This is a genomic window from Conexibacter sp. SYSU D00693, from assembly GCF_017084525.1.
Lineage (GTDB): Bacteria > Actinomycetota > Thermoleophilia > Solirubrobacterales > Solirubrobacteraceae > Baekduia.
This window is the reverse complement of sequence record NZ_CP070950.1, coordinates 1960114-1976825: the sequence shown is the minus strand read 5'-3', so window position 1 is coordinate 1976825 and position 16712 is coordinate 1960114. Positions and strand designations below refer to the sequence as shown.

Genomic DNA, 16712 nt, shown 5'->3' with positions numbered 1-16712 from the left:
GTCACGACACGGTGCACGCACCGCCTGCACCGGCAGGCGCTGGTCGGCGACGATGGCGGCGTGGAGCCGCCGCCCGCGATCGAGGTCCGTCCCGCCAACGAGGTCGGCGCGGAGGACCTCGCGGCGGTCTTCGGCGACCGCGGCGCCGCCGCCTTCTGCCGGTGCCAGCGCTACAAGCTCGCGCCCGGCGAGGCGTTCCGGAGGTTCCCCGTCGAGGAGCGCGTCGCCCGACTGCACGAGCAGACGCGGTGCGGCGACCCGGACGCGACGACCACGAGCGGCTTCGTGGCGCTCCTCGACGGCGAGCCCGTCGGCTGGTGCGCCGTCGAGCCGCGTCCCGCGTACGTCGGTCTCGTGCGCCACGCCAAGGTCCCCTGGGAGGGGCGGGACGAGGACCGCGGCGACGAGGGCGTCTGGGCCGTCAGCTGCCTGCTCGTGCGCAAGGGCTTCCGGCGGCGCGGCGTCAGCCGCGCGATGGCGCGTGCGGCCGTGGGCTTCGCGCGCGAGCGGGGAGCACGGGCGCTCGAGGCCTATCCGATGACGACGACCTCGGTGCTCGCAGAGGAGCTGCACGTCGGCACCGTCTCCATCTTCGCCGGCGCCGGCTTCGCGGAGGTCTCGCGGCCGTCCAAGCGACGAGCGGTGATGCGCGTCGAGCTCGACGACGCCGCACCGCACCGGCATGCTGGTTAGGGTCTCCTAACCAGCGAAGGCCGATCTGTATTAGGGTGCCCGAACACGGCGCCCGGGTGACGCAGGGCCGAGGCGTCGACAGGGGGCCGCCATGGGCGGCATCGACACCTCCGACAGGAGCACGACATTGACCACTGAGACCAGGGGGATCGCGCGTCGCACGCGTGCGCTGCGGACCCTCGCGGTGGCGGCTGCGGCCGCGGCCGCCCTTCCCGCGACCGCGCAGGCGGCGCCCTTCGAGGTCGGCAGCGCCGCCCTGACGTGGCAGGTGCCGCACGAGGCGACGCCGAGCACCGGCACGCTGTCCAACTACGCGGTGACCATCGGCCACGGCAACGTCGCGGCGACCGCCCCCGCGACCGGCACGACGATCACCTCGGCCAGCGCGAAGGGCCCCGGCACGACGTACCCGTTCGTCTTCCCGTCGCCGACGAGCGGCACGGTCGGGACGTACGACCCGGACACGAAGACCGGCGCCATCCAGCTCGCCGGCACGCTGACCTTCACGGCGCACGACGGCACGTTCTTCTCCGTCGTGAACCCGAAGCTCCAGTTCGACGCGCCGCAGTCCATCCGCGTCGTCGCCAACGGCCTGGTCGCCTCGGGCGACGTCGGGTCGGCCGGGCCGCCCGTCGAGTACGGCACGGCGTCGCCGGCCCGTCAGACGGTCTTCGCGCTCGACGGCACCGCCGCCGTGACGACCGCCAACCCGGACGGCTCGTACACGATCAGCAACCTGATCCCGTCGGGCACGCCGCAGAACGCGCCGACGAGCTACCTCAGCTCGAACGCGGCCTTCAACGGCGTGCGTCCGTGGTTCGCCATCGACCGCCCCAACCAGGCGTTCTCGGTGACCTTCGCCCCGAAGGCCGCCGAGGAGCCCGAGCCGGTCGGCGACCAGGAGAGCGTCGGCGTGTCGGGCACGGTCGCCGAGACGCTGAACCTGACGCTCAACGGCACCACCGCCGGTCTGGGCACGTTCGTCCTCGGCCAGGCCGCCGACTACGACGCGACGGTCACCGGCACGGCGAGCTCGACCGGCCCGTCGAAGCTCTTCGTCTCCGACACCGGCGAGGATCCGGGCTTCCTGCGCAACGGGACGGCGAAGCTCGCCAACCCGCTGAAGGTGTGCGGCTCGACGGCCGGCTCGCCCTGCTCGTACGCCGCGCTCGGCGCCTCGCCGCTGCAGCTGCTCACGGTGCCCGCGGGCGCCGCGACGCCGCTCAGCGTCGGCCTGCGCCAGTCGATCTCGGCCTCCGAGCCGCTCAGCGTCGGCTCGTACAGCAAGACCCTGACGTTCACGCTGTCGGCGGGGACGCCGTAGCGTGGCGGCGGCCCGCCTCGACACCGTGAGGCGGGCCGCCGTCCTCAGCGTGGCGGTGCTCGCGCCTGGCGCGAGCGCCGCGCACGCCAAGCCCGTGACCCTCTGGGCCTGCCACGGGCCTACGGGCCAGCCGCTGGGCCAGGCCGGCCTGACGCCGGTCCAGACGGGCGACGCCACCGCCGCCGTCCGCGGCGCCGGCTGCAGCGCCCCGGCCGCTCCCGGCGACGGGCTGCTGGCCGGCTTCGCGCGCGTCGACCCCGAGGGCGGATCGAGCGCGGCCTGGCAGGCCGACGTGCCGTCCTCGACCTTCCTCGGTCGGGTGCGCGTCGCGCGCGCCACCACCTCCGCCGGCGCGCCGGCCGGGAGCGGGACCCCGCAGCGTGCCGTCACGCGCGTGGGCGCGAACGCCCTCGAGACGCTCGACCTCGGCGCGGCGCCGGTCGACGGCGTGCTCGACGGCGCCGTCACGGGCGGGTCCGTCGTGGCGGGCGTCACCTGCGAGCGCCCGACGCCCGAGCGCTGCGCCGCCGCCGCGCCCGGCGCGCTCACGGTCTCCGCCCTCGCGCTCGGCGTCGACGACGCCGTCGCGCCCGCGGGGACGGTCGGTGGCGTGCGCAGCCCGGTGACCGCCGGCGGGGCGCTCGACCTGGCCGTCGACGCCCTCGACGACGGCGCCGGGCTGGGCCTCGCGGCGGCCACGGTCGACGGCGCCGTCCGCGGCCAGGCCGCGCTGGCGCCCGGCTGCGGCGACCTCGACCCGGCGACGGCCGAGCCGGACGTCGCGCTTCCGGGCTGCGCGGCGCGCGCCACCGGGGTCGCGCTGCGCGTGGACCTCACCGGCGTCCCCGTCGGCCCGCACCGGCTGCGCGTCGTGGTCACCGACGTCGCCGGCAACGCGGCCACGGCGTTCGACGGCGACGTCGTCGTCGCGGCCCCGCCGCCGCCGGCCTCGAGCACGGTCCAGCTGCAGGTCGGCACGCCGCGCCCGCCCGGGTCGGGCACCGCCGGCGCCGGTGGCGGCTCGCCCGTCCCGGGGACCGTCGCCGGCACGGGCCTGCCGTGCGCGCGCCCGCGCCTGGCCATGGCGCTCGACCAGCGCCCGCTGCGCACGAGCAAGGGGCGCCTCGTCCTGCGCCGCGGCAAGCGCTACCGCTTCAAGGGGCGCCTGACCTGCCTCGTCGGGACGGTGCGCCGCTCGGCCCCGCGCGGGCTGCAGGTCGAGGTGCTCAGCAGGACCTCACGCAAGGTCGTGCGCCACGTCGCGGCGACGGTGCGCACGAGCGGCGTGCTGACCCGCCACCTCGCGCCGCACTCCGACCGCACGATCGTCTTCCGCGTGCGGACGACCACCGGCACGAGCCAGGTGCGCCTGCGCATCCTCGTCTCGAGCAGGGGCCGGGGGCGCCGATGAGGCGTCGCCGCACGGGCGCCGTGCTGGCCTGCGCCGTCCTCGCGCTCCTCCCCGCGAGCACCGGCGCCCAGACCGACGTCTCGGGCCAGGTCGAGAGCACGCTCGCGCTCGAGGTGACGGGGCGGACCGCGACGCTCAGCACCACGGAGGGCGGCGCCGCCGTGACCGTGACGCCGTCCGGCGGCGCGCCGAGGACCGTCAGGACCTTCAAGCGCCCCGTCGTGCGCGCGAGCGTCCGCCTCGCCGCACCCGACACCGAGCCCCAGACCATCACCGCCGGCCCGGCCGGCCCCTAGCCATGACCCGCACCCTCCACAGCGCCGGCCTCGGCGCCCTCGCGCTCGCCGCCTCGGCCGCGGCCGTCGCCACCGTCGCCGCGCAGTCCTCCGCCCAGGGCGGCCTCTCGATCTCCCCGGCGATCGTCGAGCGGCCCGCGGCCCCTGGCCGCATCGGCACCGTCGTCGTGACGAACAGCTCCAGCGCGACGTTCGACGTCGTCGCCACCGCCCGACCCTGGAGCCAGGCCCGCTCGGGCACGGTGCTCCCGGACGCGCGACGCACGCTGTCGCAGGTGCGCCTCGGCGCGACGCGCTTCACGCTCGCGCCGGGCCAGCGCCGGACGATCGACGCGTCGCTCACGAGCGTCCCCGCCGCCGGCTCGCTCTACGGCACCGTCGAGGTCCTCGGCACACCGCGCGGCGGGCCGGGCGGTGTGCGCACCCGTCTGCGCCTGCTGTCGAGCCTGCGCCTGAACCCGGCCGCGAGCCGGCGGCGCCTGCGCGTGCGGGTGGGCGAGGTCCGCGCCCGCGGCGGCCGCGTGACGGTCGCGGTGCGCAACACCGGCAACACCGTCCAGCCTCTCACCGGCTCCATCCGCGTGGCCGGGGCCGCGGGGACGCTGCGCGGCACCGTCGCCGCGCAGCGCATCCTCCCGGGGGCGGTCGTGGACGTCCGCGCCGCCCGGGGCCGCCTGCAGCGCGGGAGCTACCGCGCCACGGTCGTCCTGCGCCAGGGTGGCCGGCGCGTCGCGTCGACCACCCGGACCCTCCGCGTGGGCTAGGGGACCAGCAGGACCCGCCCGCGCAGGCCGCCCTCGGCGACCCGCGCGTAGGCGGCGTCGGCCTCGTCGAGGCCGAAGCGCTCGGCGACGTGGAGCGTCAGCCGGCCCTCCTGTGCCAGCCGGCTCAGCTCGGCGAGCTCGCCCGGCTGGGCGTACGTGTGGACCGTGGTGACGCGGATGCCGCGCTCGGCCGGCGGCTCCGCGGGGTCCTTCACGGCGACGAAGGCACCGCCGTCGCGGACGGCCACGAGCACGTCGGCACCGACCGCCGCCGCGTCGAGGGCGCCGTCGACGCCGGTGGGCAGCGCGTCGCCGCGGCCCACCGCGACGACCTCGAGACCGCGCAGCCGCGCGAGCTCCACGGCGAACCCGCCCACCGAGCCGCGGGCGCCCGTGACGAGCAGCGTCTGCCCGGGCTCCAGCGCGAGCAGGTCGAGCGACTGCTTGGCGGTCAGCGCGTTGAGCGACAGCGTCGCCGCGGCGTCGAGCGGCACGCCCTCCGGCGCCAGGGCGACGGCGCGCAGCGGCAGGACGACGGCCTCGCCCTGGCCGCGGACCGCGGCGTCGAAGCTGTCGTGGACGCCGAGGACCTCGTCGCCGACGGCGAACGCGTCGACGTCGGGGCCGAGCGCGTCGACGGTGCCGGCGAGGTCCCAGCCGAGGCCGACGGACCCGGTGGCGAGGCCGATCTGGTGGAAGAAGCCGTCGCGGACGCCGAGGTCGGCCGGCGTGATGCCCGCGGCGCGGACGCGGATGCGGACCTCGCCGGGCCCGGGCTCGGGCAGCGCGGCGGTCTCGGTGCTCAGCGTGCCGTCGCCGGCGGTGACGAGGCGGCGGAAGGTCGTGGTGGTCGGGGCGGTGGTGGAGGTCATGCCGAGCACCGTACGACTGCTACTCTCTGCTGGGAAGTAGGCACCAGAAAGTGCCTAGGTCACTGAAGGAGCACCTGCCATGCCGACCCAGACCGCCGCCCAGCGCCGCGCCGACGCGGCCCGCGCCTACGACGCGTTCCTCGCGCAGTGCCCGACCCGGCAGCTGCTCGACCGGCTCGCCGACAAGTGGGTCGCGCTCGTCCTCGCCGCCCTGCGCGAGCACCACGAGCCGATGCGCTTCTCGCAGCTCGCGCGCAAGATCGCGTCGATCAGCCAGAAGATGCTCACCCAGACGCTGCGGGCGCTCGAGCGCGACGGGCTGGTGACCCGGACGGTGACCCCGACCGTCCCGGTGCGCGTCGACTACGAGCTGACACCGCTGGGCCGCGACCTCACGGCGGTGATGGTGCAGCTCAAGACCTGGGCCGAGGCGCACATGGACGAGGTCCAGGCCGCACGCGCCGCCTACGACGAGACGGCCGAGCGCGCCGTCGCGGCCTAGCCGTCGCGCTCGTCGAGCAGCGACCGCAGGCGCATCCGCAGCACGAGCGCCCAGGTCAGCGACCCCAGGAGCGCCGCGAGGCCGATGGCCCACAGCCAGGTGCGGCGCAAGCGGATGCCGTCGCGCGTGTCGGTGTCCGCGGCGAGGACGGGTCCGGCGGCCCGCGCCGAGGGCTCGGCGCCCGCCGTGGTCTCGGGCCCGCCGGCGACGACGTCGTCCGCGGAGGCGGGGCTCGAGGCCCCGAAGGGGTTGGTGGACGAGCGGCGGGTGGCGCGCGGCGTCGTCGTGGTGGCCGAGCGCGTCGTGGAGGTGCCGGAGGGTCCGCGGCGTGCGCCGGACGTCGTGCGTCCGCGCGCCGAGCCGCCGCGCGTGCCGCCGGCGGACCCCGAGGAGCCCGAGCCGGACGTCCCCGCCTCGGCGTCACCGCCGCCACCGCCGCCACCGCCGGGGGCGACGATCGGCACCTCCGCGATGACGTTCGGCGCCTCGCCGCCCGGCAGGTAGCAGGCCAGCGCGTAGCTGTAGCTCGTCGGCCCGCGGGTCGTCGCGACCGCGGTGAAGGCCACGCGCTCGGGGTCCTTGCGCACCGTGTTGCCGGTCGCGTCGTTGCCCGGCATGCTCAGCCGCAGCGTCCCGCGGGCGTCCTCCGGGACCCGGAAGGTGGGGAAGGCGGTGGAGCCGGTGACGACGATCGGGTTGCCGACCCGCTGGGGGCCCGACGCCCACCGGTCGGCGATGTGCGCGACGCGCCGGCCGCCGACCTCCATGGTGATCCCGAGGGTGTCCGACGCGCCCTCGACCTCGGTGAAGCCGAACATCGCGAAACGCTCGCGGTAGCTGTCGGGCAGCCGGAACTCGAAGGACCCGGTGAGCGAGACGGTGCCGCCGGCCGGGACGCTGTCGGGCACGTCGAGCGTCATCGCCGCGCCGAAGGACTCGGTCTGGGTCTCGTCGGTCGAGCCGTCGGTCAGGCCGACCGCGCAGGTGTAGGTCTGCTGCGCGCGCCTCGGGGCGCCGTGGGCGGGCGGGGCGGCGGCGCCCGCCACGACGAGGACGGTGAGCGCCGCGGCGGTGCGGCGGGCGGTGGACCTGGTCACGACGTCCCCTCCGGACGACGGGCCGCCCGCAAGCGGCGGCGGGTGGCCAGGGCGGTGGCGACGCAGGCGGCGACCGCGAAGCCGAGCAGCACCGCGAGCACCCACGCCGGCACGAAGACGTCGTCGCTGCGCGTGGCGGCGGGGACGGCGTCCCACACGACCTCGGCGGGGGCGTCGGTGACGGCCGGCGAGGTGGCCGTGGCACCCGCGGTGGCGCCCGCCGGCGCGGTCGTCGTCGAGCGGCGCCCGGCCGAGGACGCGGGGCCCGTGGCGGTCGACGAGCCTCGCGGCGGGTCGGCGCTCCGGTCGCCCGCCGGCTGCGACGCCCCGCTGGCGAGGTCGCGGTCGTCGTCGTCGTCCGCGCTCCCGGCGCGGTCCTCGCCGGCCGTCGCCGGCGCGGGCTCGGCGGGCGCCGGTGCGCCGGCCGCCGTCTGCAGCGGGAGGCGCACGAGCACCGGCGAGCCGTCCTCGGGCAGCGTGCACGAGACGGGCAGGCGCGCGTCGAGCCCGCCGTCGAAGAGCAGCACGCCCGTGAACGCGGCGCGCTGGCCGGCGAGGTCGACCGCGGTGCCGTTGGCGGGCAGGCGCAGCTCGAGGTCGCCCGTCGCGTCGGCGGGCACGACGATGCTCGCCAGGGTGAAGGGCAGCGTCGCGCGCAGCGGCCGGCCGAGGCCCGGGGCGGGCGCCGGCTCCGAGCGCACGTCGCGCAGCGGCACGGTGCGCTCCACCGCCCGGGCCGGCGTCCGGACGCGCAGCGGCAGACCCAGCGCGTCGGCCTCGAAGCGCACCGTCCGCGCGAGCGTCACGAGCCCGACGAGCCCGTTGGCCCGCGACGAGAAGCTGACCTGGACGGTCCCCGACGCGGCGACCGCGTCGCCCGGTGCGGCGGTGCGCGGCGCGTCGAGGCGGACGGTCAGGTCGACCGTCTCGAAGCTCAGGCCGTTGAGGCTGCCGCAGCGGTAGGTCGCCGTCTGCTGGAACTGGACCGTCTCGGCCGCGGGCGCCGCGGGCGCCGCGGGCGCGACGGCGGCGCAGCCCGCGAGCGTCGCGGCGGCGAGGGCGAGGAGGCGGTGGGTCATGCGGGTCCTTCGGCGAGGGCGCGCGCGGGTCGGACCGCCGCGGCGCGTTCGAGGGGCAGGAGGCTGGCCAGGCGCGCGACGACCACGACCACCGCGACGAGCGCGAGGACGGGCAGCGCGGGCCAGGCGACGACGGGGTCGACGTCGAGGCCGGCGGCGACGCGGCGCACGACGAGCACCGCGAGGCCGCCACCGAGGGCGACGCCGACGAGCGAGCCGGTGAGCGTGACGACGAGGACGCGGCGCAGGAGCAGGGCGCGCAGGCGCCGGCGCTCCATGCCCAGCGCGCGCAGCGTCGCGTGCTCGCGGCGCTGCTCGGTGACCGAGAGCCCGAGGGTCGTGGCGGCGCCGATGAGCGCGACGAGGACGGCGAGGGCGAGCAGGCCGGTGGCGGCGGTGCGCGCGGTCCCGACGGCATGGCCCAGGCGCACGTCGAGGAACGCCGGGCCGTCGACGGGCAGCGGTCCCGACAGCACGGCGAGGCCGGTCACCTCGTCGACGACCCGCGCGCGGTCCGCGCCGTCGGCGAGGCGCACCCAGGCCTCGCGCGGCTCCACGGCCGCCGCGGCCCGGTCGAGCGTGCGGCGGCTGACGAGGCTCGGCACCGGCAGGTCGTCGAGGTAGACGACCTCGAGGTCGCGCGCCACGCCGGCGGGACCCTCGAGCCGGACGCGCGCACCGGCGGGGTAGGGCGGGAAGTCGGTCTCGGGGAGGTAGAGCGCGTCGTCGCGCAGCCGGTCGACCGGCGCACCCCGGGGGAAGCCCGCGGACAGGCCGGTCGGGCCGACGCCCGCGGTGCCGACGGTCAGGCGCACGCGGCGGCCGTCGCCGCCGCGGCCGACCACCGCGACGTCGCGCCCGTAGGCGACCGGGACGACCGCCGCCACGCCGTCGACCCGCGCCACGGTGCGCTGTGCCGCGGGGGTGACGAGGCCGCTGCCGGCGGCGACGCCGACCGTGAGGTCGGGCGCGCGCTCCTGCGACAGCCGCGCGGACGCGGTCTCGCCCATGGAGCTCAGCCCCACCCATGCGCCCGTGACCAGCGCGACGGCGACGACCACCGCGACGACCTCGGCCGCGGCGCGCGTGGGCTGGTGGGCGACCTGCCGGCTGGCCAGGCGCTGGAGCAGGTCCCGCCCGGCGAGGCGGTGGCCGGCCTGTCCGGCGAGGCGCAGCAGCGGCGCCGTGGCCCCCACGGCTCCGCCCAGCACGAGCAGGACGCCGAGCGCGGGCCACGCCCAGCCCGGACCGGCGAGCAGCGCGGCGACCCCGGCGGCCACCGCGGCGGGCGCCAGGACCGTCGCGAGCCGGTGCGCGCGGGCGTGGCCGGGGGAGGGCCCGCGCAGCGCCTCGGTCGGGCTGATCCGCCCGACGAGCACGGCGGGCGCCGCAGCGGCCACGGCGGCGAGGAGCAGCGCCGCGCCGACCGGCGCCAGGACCGCGACCGCGTCGACGGTGAACGAGCCGCCGTCGACCTCCGGGAGGCCCGGGACCGCGGCGACGAGCGGCAACGCGGCCCGGGCGACGCCCACGCCGGCCGCGGTGCCCAGGATCCCGCCGCCCAGCCCGAGGGCGAGCGCCTCGGTCGCCACGAGCCCGACGGTCACGGCGCGCGACGCGCCGAGGCAGCGCACGAGGGCGAGCGTCCGGCGGCGCGAGGCCAGCGCGACGAGCGTCGTCGTCGCGAGCACGAGCGCGGCGACGAGCAGGCCCGCGGCGGCGAAGGCGCTGACGACCGACCCCAGCGCGGTGAGGCGTTCGCTGTTGGCCCCGAGGGTCGCCTCCTCGAGCGTCGCGGCGGTCTCGGGGAAGCCGACGGGCGCGTCGCGGTTGACCTGGCGGACGAGCGCCATCGGGTCGACGCCCGGGCGGGCGCGCAGCAGGGCGGTCGTCGGCCCGTCGACGCGCGCGAGCGCCTGGGCGACGGCAGGCGTCACGACGCCGTAGGCGCTGGCGCCGTGGCGCGGGGACCCGCGGACGTCGAGGACCCCGACCACGGTGAACCGCGCACGGCCGACGCCGGGGCGGGCGAGCGCGAGCTGATCGCCCTCGCCGATGCGCAGCTCGTCGAGCGTCCGGCGGGTCACCGCGACCTCGGTGCCGTCCACCGGCGCCCGGCCCGACGCGAGCCCCTGCCAGCGGACGCTCGCGTCGTCGGCGAGGCTCTCGAGGGTGATGCCGCGCACGCGGTCGCCGACCTGCGCCGCGACGACCGCCTGGGTCAGCGTCCCGGCGGCCTCGACGCCCGGAAGGCGGCGCAGTGCCGCGACGTCGTCGGGCCCCATCCCGGTCGACGTCGCGCCCGACACGCCGGCCGCGCCCTGGGCGACCGAGGCGGTGCGCACGACGACGTCGGCGCCCGTGCGTCCCGCCCCGTCCGCCGGTCCGGCGAACTCCACGCCCGCGCCGTCACGGACCGAGGCCTGCATCGACGCCCCGACCACGAGGGCCGCCGTCAGCAGCGCGGTGCCGAGGACGAGCGTCGCGGCCGTCGCCGTCGCGCGGCCGCGGTGGGCGCGCAGCTCGGCCAGCCACAGGCGGGCGAGCACCCGCAGGCGCACACGGCCCCGGCTCATGGCAGGGCCGGCTGGACCGCCGCCGCGCCGGCCAGGCGGCCCTCGTCCATGGCGAGGACGTCGTCGGCCCACGCGGCGACGCCTGGGTCGTGCGTGACGACCACGAGCGTCAGGCCGTGGTCGTGCGCGAGGCCGCCGAGCAGGTCGAGCAGCGCGGTGGCCGCGTGCCGGTCCAGCGCCCCCGTCGGCTCGTCGGCGAACACCACCGCCGGGTCGGCGAGGACCGCGCGCGCGACGGCGACGCGCTGCTGCTGGCCGCCGGACAGCTCGCTGGGCAGGTGGTCGAGCCGGTCGGCGATGCCCAGGCGCTCGGCGAGCTGCGCGAGCCGGTCCTCGTCCACCGCCCGCCCGTCGAGCTCGACCGGCAGCGTGATGTTGTCGCGGGCCGAGAGGCTCGGCATGAGGTTGAAGGCCTGGAAGACGAAGCCGATGCGCTGCCGGCGCACCGCCGCCAGCCGGCGCTCGCCCAGCCGCGTCAGCTCGACCCCGCCGACGTGGACGCGGCCGGCGTCGGGACGCTCGAGCCCCGCCAGCAGCTGCAGCAGCGTCGTCTTGCCCGAGCCCGACGGCCCCGTGATCGCGGTCACCGCTCCGGTCCGGGCGGTGAGGCTGACGTCGTCGACCGCCCGCACCGGCGAGTGGCCCGCGCGGCGGAAGGTCTTCGTGAGCCCCTCGGCGACGACCGGGCTCTCGGGTGGCGGGACGGGCGACGGCACGGTTAGGGCGCCCTAAGGCGCCGCCGAACCGTAGCTGACCACCTTCCGGTGTGCGACGGCGCGGCGCCCGACGGCGGGGCTAGGCCCGGTGCGGCAGCCAGGCGGCCGGGAGGAACGCCGGCGCCGGGCCCGGGAAGTCGGGGCGCAGGCGCAGGGCCGCCGCCGCGCTCGGACGCCCCTCCACCACCGGGCGCGTGTCCTCCATCGCCAGCAGCAGGCGCACGGAGGCCAGGACCTGGCAGTCGGCCGCGTTGACCTCGTCGGTGCCGATGACGCCGTCGGCGACCAGCGCATCGCAGTGGTCGAGGTGCTCGGGCAGGCGCCGCAGGTCCTCCTGCACCGCGCCGTCGTCGGCCTCCGAGATGCGCGCGTAGAGCCAGCCGATCGGCGTGAACACGGCGCCCGCGGCCGGGACGACCCGACCGGGGATGCCGACGACCTCCCGGGCCATCCACCGGCGCACGCCGCCCTCGTGGCGCAGCCCCCAGCGGAAGATCCGGCGCGGCACGCCCTGGAGCACGTCGTGGCCCCAGCGCTCGGCCTCCTCGACCGCCCGGCGCGCCGCGGCCTCGGCCGGGAAGAGCGGCGGGTCGGGGTGCAGCTCGTCCAGCGCGCGGGAGATCGCCGTCGTCCCCTGCACGCGGCGCCCGGCGATCCGCAGCGCCGGCACCGCGCCGTCCGGGAACCCCATGGCGCGGACGACCGGTGGGTGCAGGCCGGGCAGCAGGTCGACGACGCGGTGGTCGAGGCCCTTGCGCTCGAGCATGAGCCGGGCGGCGTGCGCGGCGTGCGAGTGCGCGATGCCCAGGAGCACCGGCCGTCCCTCGTCGCCGCGTCCCTCCGCCACGGCGCGACTCTACGCCGATGCGGCCGGTGCGCAAAGGGCGGCGCAGCACCGGTGTTAGGTTCGCCTGATGCACGGACGCGTGAACACCGTCGAGTGGCCCACCCCGCACCTGGCGCGGATCGTGCTCGACGGCGACGGACTCGAGGGCTTCACGCCGACGGGGGACACCGACAGCTACGTCAACGTGGCGATCCCGCCCGCCGGCGCGCCGTACTCGACGCCGTTCGCGCTCGAGGACCTCAAGGCGCTGCCCAACGAGGTGCGCCCGTACCGACGCCGCTACACCGTGCGCCGCTGGGACGCCGAGCGGCGCGAGCTGACGATCGAGGTCGTCGTGCACGGCGACGGGCCCGGCGGCGGCTGGGCGCGCGACGCGCAGCCCGGCGACGCGCTCGTCTTCACCGGCCCCGCGGGCGGCTACCGGCCCGACCCGGAGGCCGACTGGCACCTCCTGGTCGGCGACGAGTCGGCGCTGCCGGCCATCGGCGCGTCGCTCGAGGCCGTCCCCGCGGGGGCGCCCGTCGTCGTCCGCCTGGTCTGCGACGGCCCGGAGCACGAGCTCGCGCTCGAGACGCCCGGCGAGCTCGACCTCGTCTGGCTGCACCGCACGGGGGGCGCGGGCGACGAGGACCTGCTGCCCGAGGCGGTGCGCGCGCTCGACGCGCCGCCCGGCGTGGTCCACGGCTTCATCCACGGCGAGGCGGGCGAGACGCGGGAGGTCCGCCGTCACCTGCTCGCCGAGCGCGGGATCGACCCGGCCCGCCTGTCGTGCTCCCCGTACTGGCGCCGCGGCCTCGACGACGAGGCGTGGCGCAAGGTCAAGGCCGCCTGGAACGCGGACGTCGCGCGCGACGTCCCGGTCGGCTAGGCGGCGGGGCCGCGCCAGCGCAGATCGGCCCGCTCGCGCGCGGCCAGCGGCGCGTCGACGACGTGCGGGCCGCCGGGCTCGTCGGCCCACAGGCCGAGCGCGCGCAGGCCCGCGGGCTGGCGCTCGGCGACGTCGCCCACCTCGACCAGCAGGCGGGCGAAGGTGCCGCTGCGCGAGGCGGCCACGTCGCGCAGCCGCGCCACGCTGTCGGCGTCGAGGATCCCCGTCGGCGTGAGGACGAGGTCGTCGCCCGGCCGCTGGATGCGCACGCCCCAGCGACGCTTGTCGGCGCCCGGGAGGTGGCGGTCGATGCTGGCCAGCAGGTCGGCCAGGCTCGTGACGTGGTCGTCGGCCCCGACGCCACGGGCCCGGGCCAGCTCGTCCTCGCCGGCGAGGCTGCAGGCGATGATCACCGGCGGGTCGGCCATCCGGCGCAGCAGCCGGTAGGCGGGCGCCATGACCAGGACGTCGGTCGCGCTCGACGTCGGCAGGACGGCGAGCTCGGCGCAGTCCCGCGCGGCGAGGACGCGGACCTCGTCGGGCGCGGTGTCCGGCGTCAGCTCGCGCACGTCCCACCCGGCGTCGTCGAGGGCGTCGCTGATCGCGCGGCCGTCGAGCGCGTCGAGCGGGCCGCGGCCGACCGCCACGACGGCGCAGCGGCGCCGGACCGCCGGGGCCGGGGCCTCCTGGCCGTCGCGCAGCGCCTCCAGCGTGGCACCGACGCTCGAGGCCAGCGCGCGGGTGCGCCGCGCGCGCTCCCGCGGGGCGAGCAGGGCGACGGCGTCGTGCAGCGCCGGACGCAGCACGTCGGTGAAGAGGTCGTCCGGGGAGGCGCCGTTCGCGGCGCCGGAGAGCGCCAGGTCGCGGGAGGCCCGCAGGTCGAGCCGGACGAGGGCGTCGTGGACCTCCCGACGCAGCGCCGCCAGCAGCGGGGCCCGAACGGCCCCCGGCGGCGGTGTGCCGTCCATGCGTCTCAGGGTACTCTCCTGGTGCTCCGCCGTGATCAGGACGTTGGACATCCCGCGCGACCTCCAGGCGCCGGCCCGTGCCCGCACGGAGCTCGACAGCCTGCGCGGCACCCTCACGGAGCAGACGTTCAACGACACGCGGCTCCTGCTCTCGGAGCTCGTGACGAACAGCGTGCGCCACGGCGCGGGCGACGAGGTCCGCATCGTCCTCGACGTCCGCGGCGACGACCACGTGCGCTGCGAGGTCGTCGACGACGGCGACGGGTTCGTCCCGACCGCCCGCACCAAGCCCGACACCGAGGCCGGCGGCTGGGGCCTGGCGCTCGTCGAGCGCCTCAGCGCCGAGTGGGGCGTGCGCGAGGGCAGCACCCACGTCTGGTTCGAGCTGCGGCCCGCCGGCCGCGAGCCGGCCTAGCCGACCCGCGCGGTCAGCAGCGCCACGTCGTCGTCGAACTCGCGCCCGGCGTCGGGCGAGAGGACGTCGAGCAGGTGCTCGCAGAGCGCGGGCAGCGACGGCGGGGCGCCGGCGACCACGGCGACGAGCTCCGCCAGGCGGTCCTCCAGCCCGGTGCCGCGCCGCTCGACGATGCCGTCGGTGACCAGCACGAGGCGGTCGCCGGCCGCCAGCTCGACGACGGCCTCCGCGCGGGCGCCGTGGTCGAGGCCCAGCGGCGGCGAGACCGGCACGACGATCGTCTCGGCACCGCCGGCCGCCGGCGCGCGCAGCGGCGGCAGGTGCCCGGCGGTGGCGATGCGGGCGCTGCGCCGGTCGGCGCTGAGCTCGACGCAGACGGCGGTCGCCATCGCCTCGCCCTGCGCCACGAAGCGGTCGAGCAGCTCGAGCACGTCGCCCGGACCGGGGGCGACGAGCGCGTAGGCCCGCAGCGCGCTGCGCACCTGGCCCATGATCGCGGCGGCGTGCAGGCCCTTGCCGGCGACGTCGCCCAGGGCGAGGACCGCCCGGCCGTCGGGCGTCGCCACCGCGTCGTAGAAGTCCCCGCCGACGTGGACGCCGCGGGCGCGCGGCAGGTAGCGGGCGCAGAGCTCGACGCCGTCGAGGCGCGGCAGGCGCTCGGGCAGCAGGCTGCGCTGCAGGGTCTCGCCGATGCGCCGCTCGCGGCTGCGCAGCCGGGCGGTGCCCAGGGCCAGCGCCGCCCGGTCGCCGACGCGCACCAGCAGCGCCACGCCGTCGGCGCCGAGCGTGCCGCCCGGCGCCGTGCCCACCACGAGGACGCCCGCGACCTCGTCCTCGAGCACGAGCGGGACGGCCGCCAGCGCGCCGCCGTCCGGGCGCTCGCCGAGCTGCGGCTCGCGGGTGGCGAGGACGAGCTCGGCCAGGGCGGTCCCCGCGTCGCCGGGGCGCCCGCCGCCCACGGCGCGCAGCGGCCCGCCCTCCTCGGAGCGCAGCAGCACGGCGGCCTCCTCCACGCCCAGGACCCGCCGGGCCACGTCGAGCAGCGCGTCGATCACGCCGTCGAGGTCGGGCGCCGACAGGCCGGCGAGGACGATCCCCTCGAGCTGGCGGACGCGGTCGGCGGCCACCCGGGCGTCCGCCTGGGCCCGCTGCAGGTCGCGCTCGCGCCGGTGGCCCGCGCGCTGGGCGGCGATGAGGTCGTCGTTGAGCGCGAGGACCTGCTCGACCAGCGCGTCGCGCTCGCCCGCCGCCGGCTCGGCGACGACGAGGAGCGCCCCCTGGCCCGCGCGGGTGACGTGCAGCCGGTGGTCCTCGGCCTGCGTGGCGCCGCCGTCGAGGAGGCCGACGGTCAGCCGCGTCCAGCCCGTCCCCGCCTCGCGCAGGGCCGCCTCGAGCGCCGGGCGCTGGGGTCCCGCGAGCACGTCGGCCAGGGGGGCGCCCTGCAGCTCGCGTCCGGCCCACGCCTCGAAGGCCGGGCTCGCGGCCATGACGGTGCCCTGGTCGTCGACCTCCGCGGCGAGCACCGCGCCGGTCTCCCACAGCAGGTCGCGCAGGACGCCGAGGTCCGTGCCGGCCGTCATCGCGCCGCCGCGCGGGCGCGCAGCTCGAGCACGAGCGCCCGCGGGTCGGCGGCCAGGAGGTCGGCGCCCACGGCGCGGGCCCGCGCCTCGTCACCCGCGTACGCGCGCCCGCCCGCGACGAGCAGCGGCGGTGCCGGCAGGCGACGCAGCGCGGCGAAGACGGCGCCGGCGGCCAGCAGGTGCTGGGGCAGCGCCGTCGAGAGGGCGACGACGTCGGGCGCCTGCCGCTCCACGAGCTCCACGAGCGCGCCGGTCGGGCAGTCGGGTCCGAGGCAGTGCACCGTCCAGCCGTCGACCTCGAGGAAGTCGCGCACCATGCTCAGCCCGAGCGCGTGCAGCTCGCCGGGCGTGCCGGCCACCACCGCCGTCCCGCGGTCGGCCGCCACGTCGCCGTCCTCCTCGAGGCGGCCGACGAGCGTGGCGAGCACGGTCTGGGTGACCTGCGTGGCCAGGTGCTCCTGGGCGACGGAGATCCGCGCCTGCTCCCAGCGGCGGCCGACCTCCTCCATCGCGGGGGCGAGCACCTCGAGGTACAGGCGCTGTGCGGGCACGCCGGCCGAGCAGGCGTCGACGACGAGGGCCCGGGCCAGGGCCGGGTCCGGGGTCAGGAGGGCGTCGACGTAGCCCTCGAGCAGCCCGTCGAGCGCACCCTGCGGCTCGGCGTGCACCCGGCGAGCCTACCCGTGACCCGCACACCGGCTAGC

General features: G+C 78.2%; 17 protein-coding genes. 8 read left to right on the top strand and 9 right to left on the bottom strand.

The window, feature by feature from the left end; translation table 11 throughout:
- Positions 1 to 60 precede the first annotated feature (60 nt).
- The 5 genes from JUB12_RS09775 (at position 61) to JUB12_RS09755 (ending at position 4488) form a co-directional block, all read left to right on the top strand.
- Positions 61 to 693 carry a GNAT family N-acetyltransferase gene (locus JUB12_RS09775; RefSeq protein WP_205699440.1) on the top strand — a complete coding sequence of 211 codons (633 nt, stop codon included), beginning with the start codon at positions 61 to 63 and terminating at the stop codon, positions 691 to 693.
- Positions 694 to 877: 184 nt separating this feature from the next.
- On the top strand, positions 878 to 2017 hold the full coding sequence (locus JUB12_RS09770; RefSeq protein ID WP_205699439.1) for an HtaA domain-containing protein: 1140 nt from the start codon (positions 878 to 880) through the stop codon (positions 2015 to 2017).
- 25 nt (positions 2018 to 2042) lie between these two features.
- Complete coding sequence (locus JUB12_RS09765) at positions 2043 to 3428, top strand: hypothetical protein (RefSeq protein ID WP_205699438.1); 1386 nt, start codon at positions 2043 to 2045, stop codon at positions 3426 to 3428.
- Positions 3425 to 3724 (top strand): hypothetical protein, encoded by a 300-nt coding sequence (locus JUB12_RS09760; protein ID WP_205699437.1) that lies wholly within the window; start codon positions 3425 to 3427, stop codon positions 3722 to 3724. Before JUB12_RS09765 ends, JUB12_RS09760 begins: the two co-directional genes overlap by 4 nt.
- 2 nt (positions 3725 to 3726) lie before the next feature.
- On the top strand, positions 3727 to 4488 hold the full coding sequence (locus tag JUB12_RS09755; protein WP_205699436.1) for a hypothetical protein: 762 nt from the start codon (positions 3727 to 3729) through the stop codon (positions 4486 to 4488).
- Here the strand turns inward: JUB12_RS09755 and JUB12_RS09750 are convergent.
- A complete protein-coding gene (locus JUB12_RS09750) occupies positions 4485 to 5360 on the bottom strand; it encodes an NADP-dependent oxidoreductase (protein ID WP_205699435.1) in 876 nt (291 codons plus the stop codon). The two genes, JUB12_RS09755 and JUB12_RS09750, sit on opposite strands and share 4 nt — an antisense overlap.
- A 79-nt stretch (positions 5361 to 5439) precedes the next feature.
- On the opposite strand from JUB12_RS09750, the gene JUB12_RS09745 reads away from it, so the two are divergent.
- Positions 5440 to 5862, top strand: coding sequence for a helix-turn-helix domain-containing protein (locus JUB12_RS09745; protein ID WP_205699434.1), 423 nt, complete (start codon positions 5440 to 5442; stop codon positions 5860 to 5862).
- Here JUB12_RS09745 and JUB12_RS09740 read toward each other — a convergent pair.
- The 5 genes from JUB12_RS09740 to JUB12_RS09720 all read right to left on the bottom strand — a co-directional run bounded on the left by JUB12_RS09740 (position 5859) and on the right by JUB12_RS09720 (position 12177).
- Positions 5859 to 6959, bottom strand: coding sequence for a DUF6801 domain-containing protein (locus JUB12_RS09740; protein ID WP_205699433.1), 1101 nt, complete (start codon positions 6957 to 6959; stop codon positions 5859 to 5861). The genes JUB12_RS09745 and JUB12_RS09740 overlap by 4 nt on opposite strands.
- Positions 6956 to 8038 carry a hypothetical protein gene (locus tag JUB12_RS09735; RefSeq protein ID WP_205699432.1) on the bottom strand — a complete coding sequence of 361 codons (1083 nt, stop codon included), beginning with the start codon at positions 8036 to 8038 and terminating at the stop codon, positions 6956 to 6958. The genes JUB12_RS09740 and JUB12_RS09735 overlap by 4 nt, the downstream gene beginning before the upstream one ends.
- Positions 8035 to 10614, bottom strand: a complete 2580-nt coding sequence (locus tag JUB12_RS09730) for an ABC transporter permease (RefSeq protein ID WP_205699431.1) — start codon at positions 10612 to 10614, stop codon at positions 8035 to 8037. Before JUB12_RS09730 ends, JUB12_RS09735 begins: the two co-directional genes overlap by 4 nt.
- Entirely contained in the window at positions 10611 to 11330 is a 720-nt protein-coding gene (locus JUB12_RS09725; protein WP_241004481.1) for an ABC transporter ATP-binding protein, read from the bottom strand. Before JUB12_RS09725 ends, JUB12_RS09730 begins: the two co-directional genes overlap by 4 nt.
- A 79-nt stretch (positions 11331 to 11409) precedes the next feature.
- Complete coding sequence (locus tag JUB12_RS09720; RefSeq protein ID WP_205699430.1) at positions 11410 to 12177, bottom strand: glutathione S-transferase family protein; 768 nt, start codon at positions 12175 to 12177, stop codon at positions 11410 to 11412.
- 67 nt (positions 12178 to 12244) lie between these two features.
- Between JUB12_RS09720 and JUB12_RS09715 the strand changes: the two genes are divergently transcribed.
- Entirely contained in the window at positions 12245 to 13045 is an 801-nt protein-coding gene (locus JUB12_RS09715) for a siderophore-interacting protein (RefSeq protein ID WP_205699429.1), read from the top strand.
- On the opposite strand, the gene JUB12_RS09710 is transcribed toward JUB12_RS09715, so the two are convergent.
- Complete coding sequence (locus JUB12_RS09710) at positions 13042 to 14013, bottom strand: hypothetical protein (RefSeq protein WP_205699428.1); 972 nt, start codon at positions 14011 to 14013, stop codon at positions 13042 to 13044. The two genes, JUB12_RS09715 and JUB12_RS09710, sit on opposite strands and share 4 nt — an antisense overlap.
- Before the next feature lie 31 nt (positions 14014 to 14044).
- Between JUB12_RS09710 and JUB12_RS09705 the strand changes: the two genes are divergently transcribed.
- Complete coding sequence (locus tag JUB12_RS09705; protein ID WP_205699427.1) at positions 14045 to 14428, top strand: ATP-binding protein; 384 nt, start codon at positions 14045 to 14047, stop codon at positions 14426 to 14428.
- On the opposite strand, the gene JUB12_RS09700 is transcribed toward JUB12_RS09705, so the two are convergent.
- Together JUB12_RS09700 and JUB12_RS09695 are read right to left on the bottom strand one after the other, a co-directional pair.
- Complete coding sequence (locus JUB12_RS09700) at positions 14425 to 16008, bottom strand: SpoIIE family protein phosphatase (protein ID WP_205699426.1); 1584 nt, start codon at positions 16006 to 16008, stop codon at positions 14425 to 14427. The two genes, JUB12_RS09705 and JUB12_RS09700, sit on opposite strands and share 4 nt — an antisense overlap.
- On the bottom strand, positions 16005 to 16676 hold the full coding sequence (locus JUB12_RS09695; protein ID WP_205699425.1) for a B12-binding domain-containing protein: 672 nt from the start codon (positions 16674 to 16676) through the stop codon (positions 16005 to 16007). The genes JUB12_RS09700 and JUB12_RS09695 overlap by 4 nt, the downstream gene beginning before the upstream one ends.
- Between the last annotated feature and the right edge of the window lie 36 nt (positions 16677 to 16712).

Coding starts and splice junctions, on each gene's coding strand:
- JUB12_RS09730 (WP_205699431.1), bottom strand. CDS start 10,614: ATGAGCCGGGGCCGTGTGCGCCTGCGGGTGCTCGCCCGCCTGTGGCTG.
- JUB12_RS09700 (WP_205699426.1), bottom strand. CDS start 16,008: ATGACGGCCGGCACGGACCTCGGCGTCCTGCGCGACCTGCTGTGGGAG.
- JUB12_RS09715 (WP_205699429.1), top strand. CDS start 12,245: ATGCACGGACGCGTGAACACCGTCGAGTGGCCCACCCCGCACCTGGCG.
- JUB12_RS09750 (WP_205699435.1), bottom strand. CDS start 5,360: ATGACCTCCACCACCGCCCCGACCACCACGACCTTCCGCCGCCTCGTC.
- JUB12_RS09710 (WP_205699428.1), bottom strand. CDS start 14,013: ATGGACGGCACACCGCCGCCGGGGGCCGTTCGGGCCCCGCTGCTGGCG.
- JUB12_RS09735 (WP_205699432.1), bottom strand. CDS start 8,038: ATGACCCACCGCCTCCTCGCCCTCGCCGCCGCGACGCTCGCGGGCTGC.
- JUB12_RS09755 (WP_205699436.1), top strand. CDS start 3,727: ATGACCCGCACCCTCCACAGCGCCGGCCTCGGCGCCCTCGCGCTCGCC.
- JUB12_RS09760 (WP_205699437.1), top strand. CDS start 3,425: ATGAGGCGTCGCCGCACGGGCGCCGTGCTGGCCTGCGCCGTCCTCGCG.
- JUB12_RS09745 (WP_205699434.1), top strand. CDS start 5,440: ATGCCGACCCAGACCGCCGCCCAGCGCCGCGCCGACGCGGCCCGCGCC.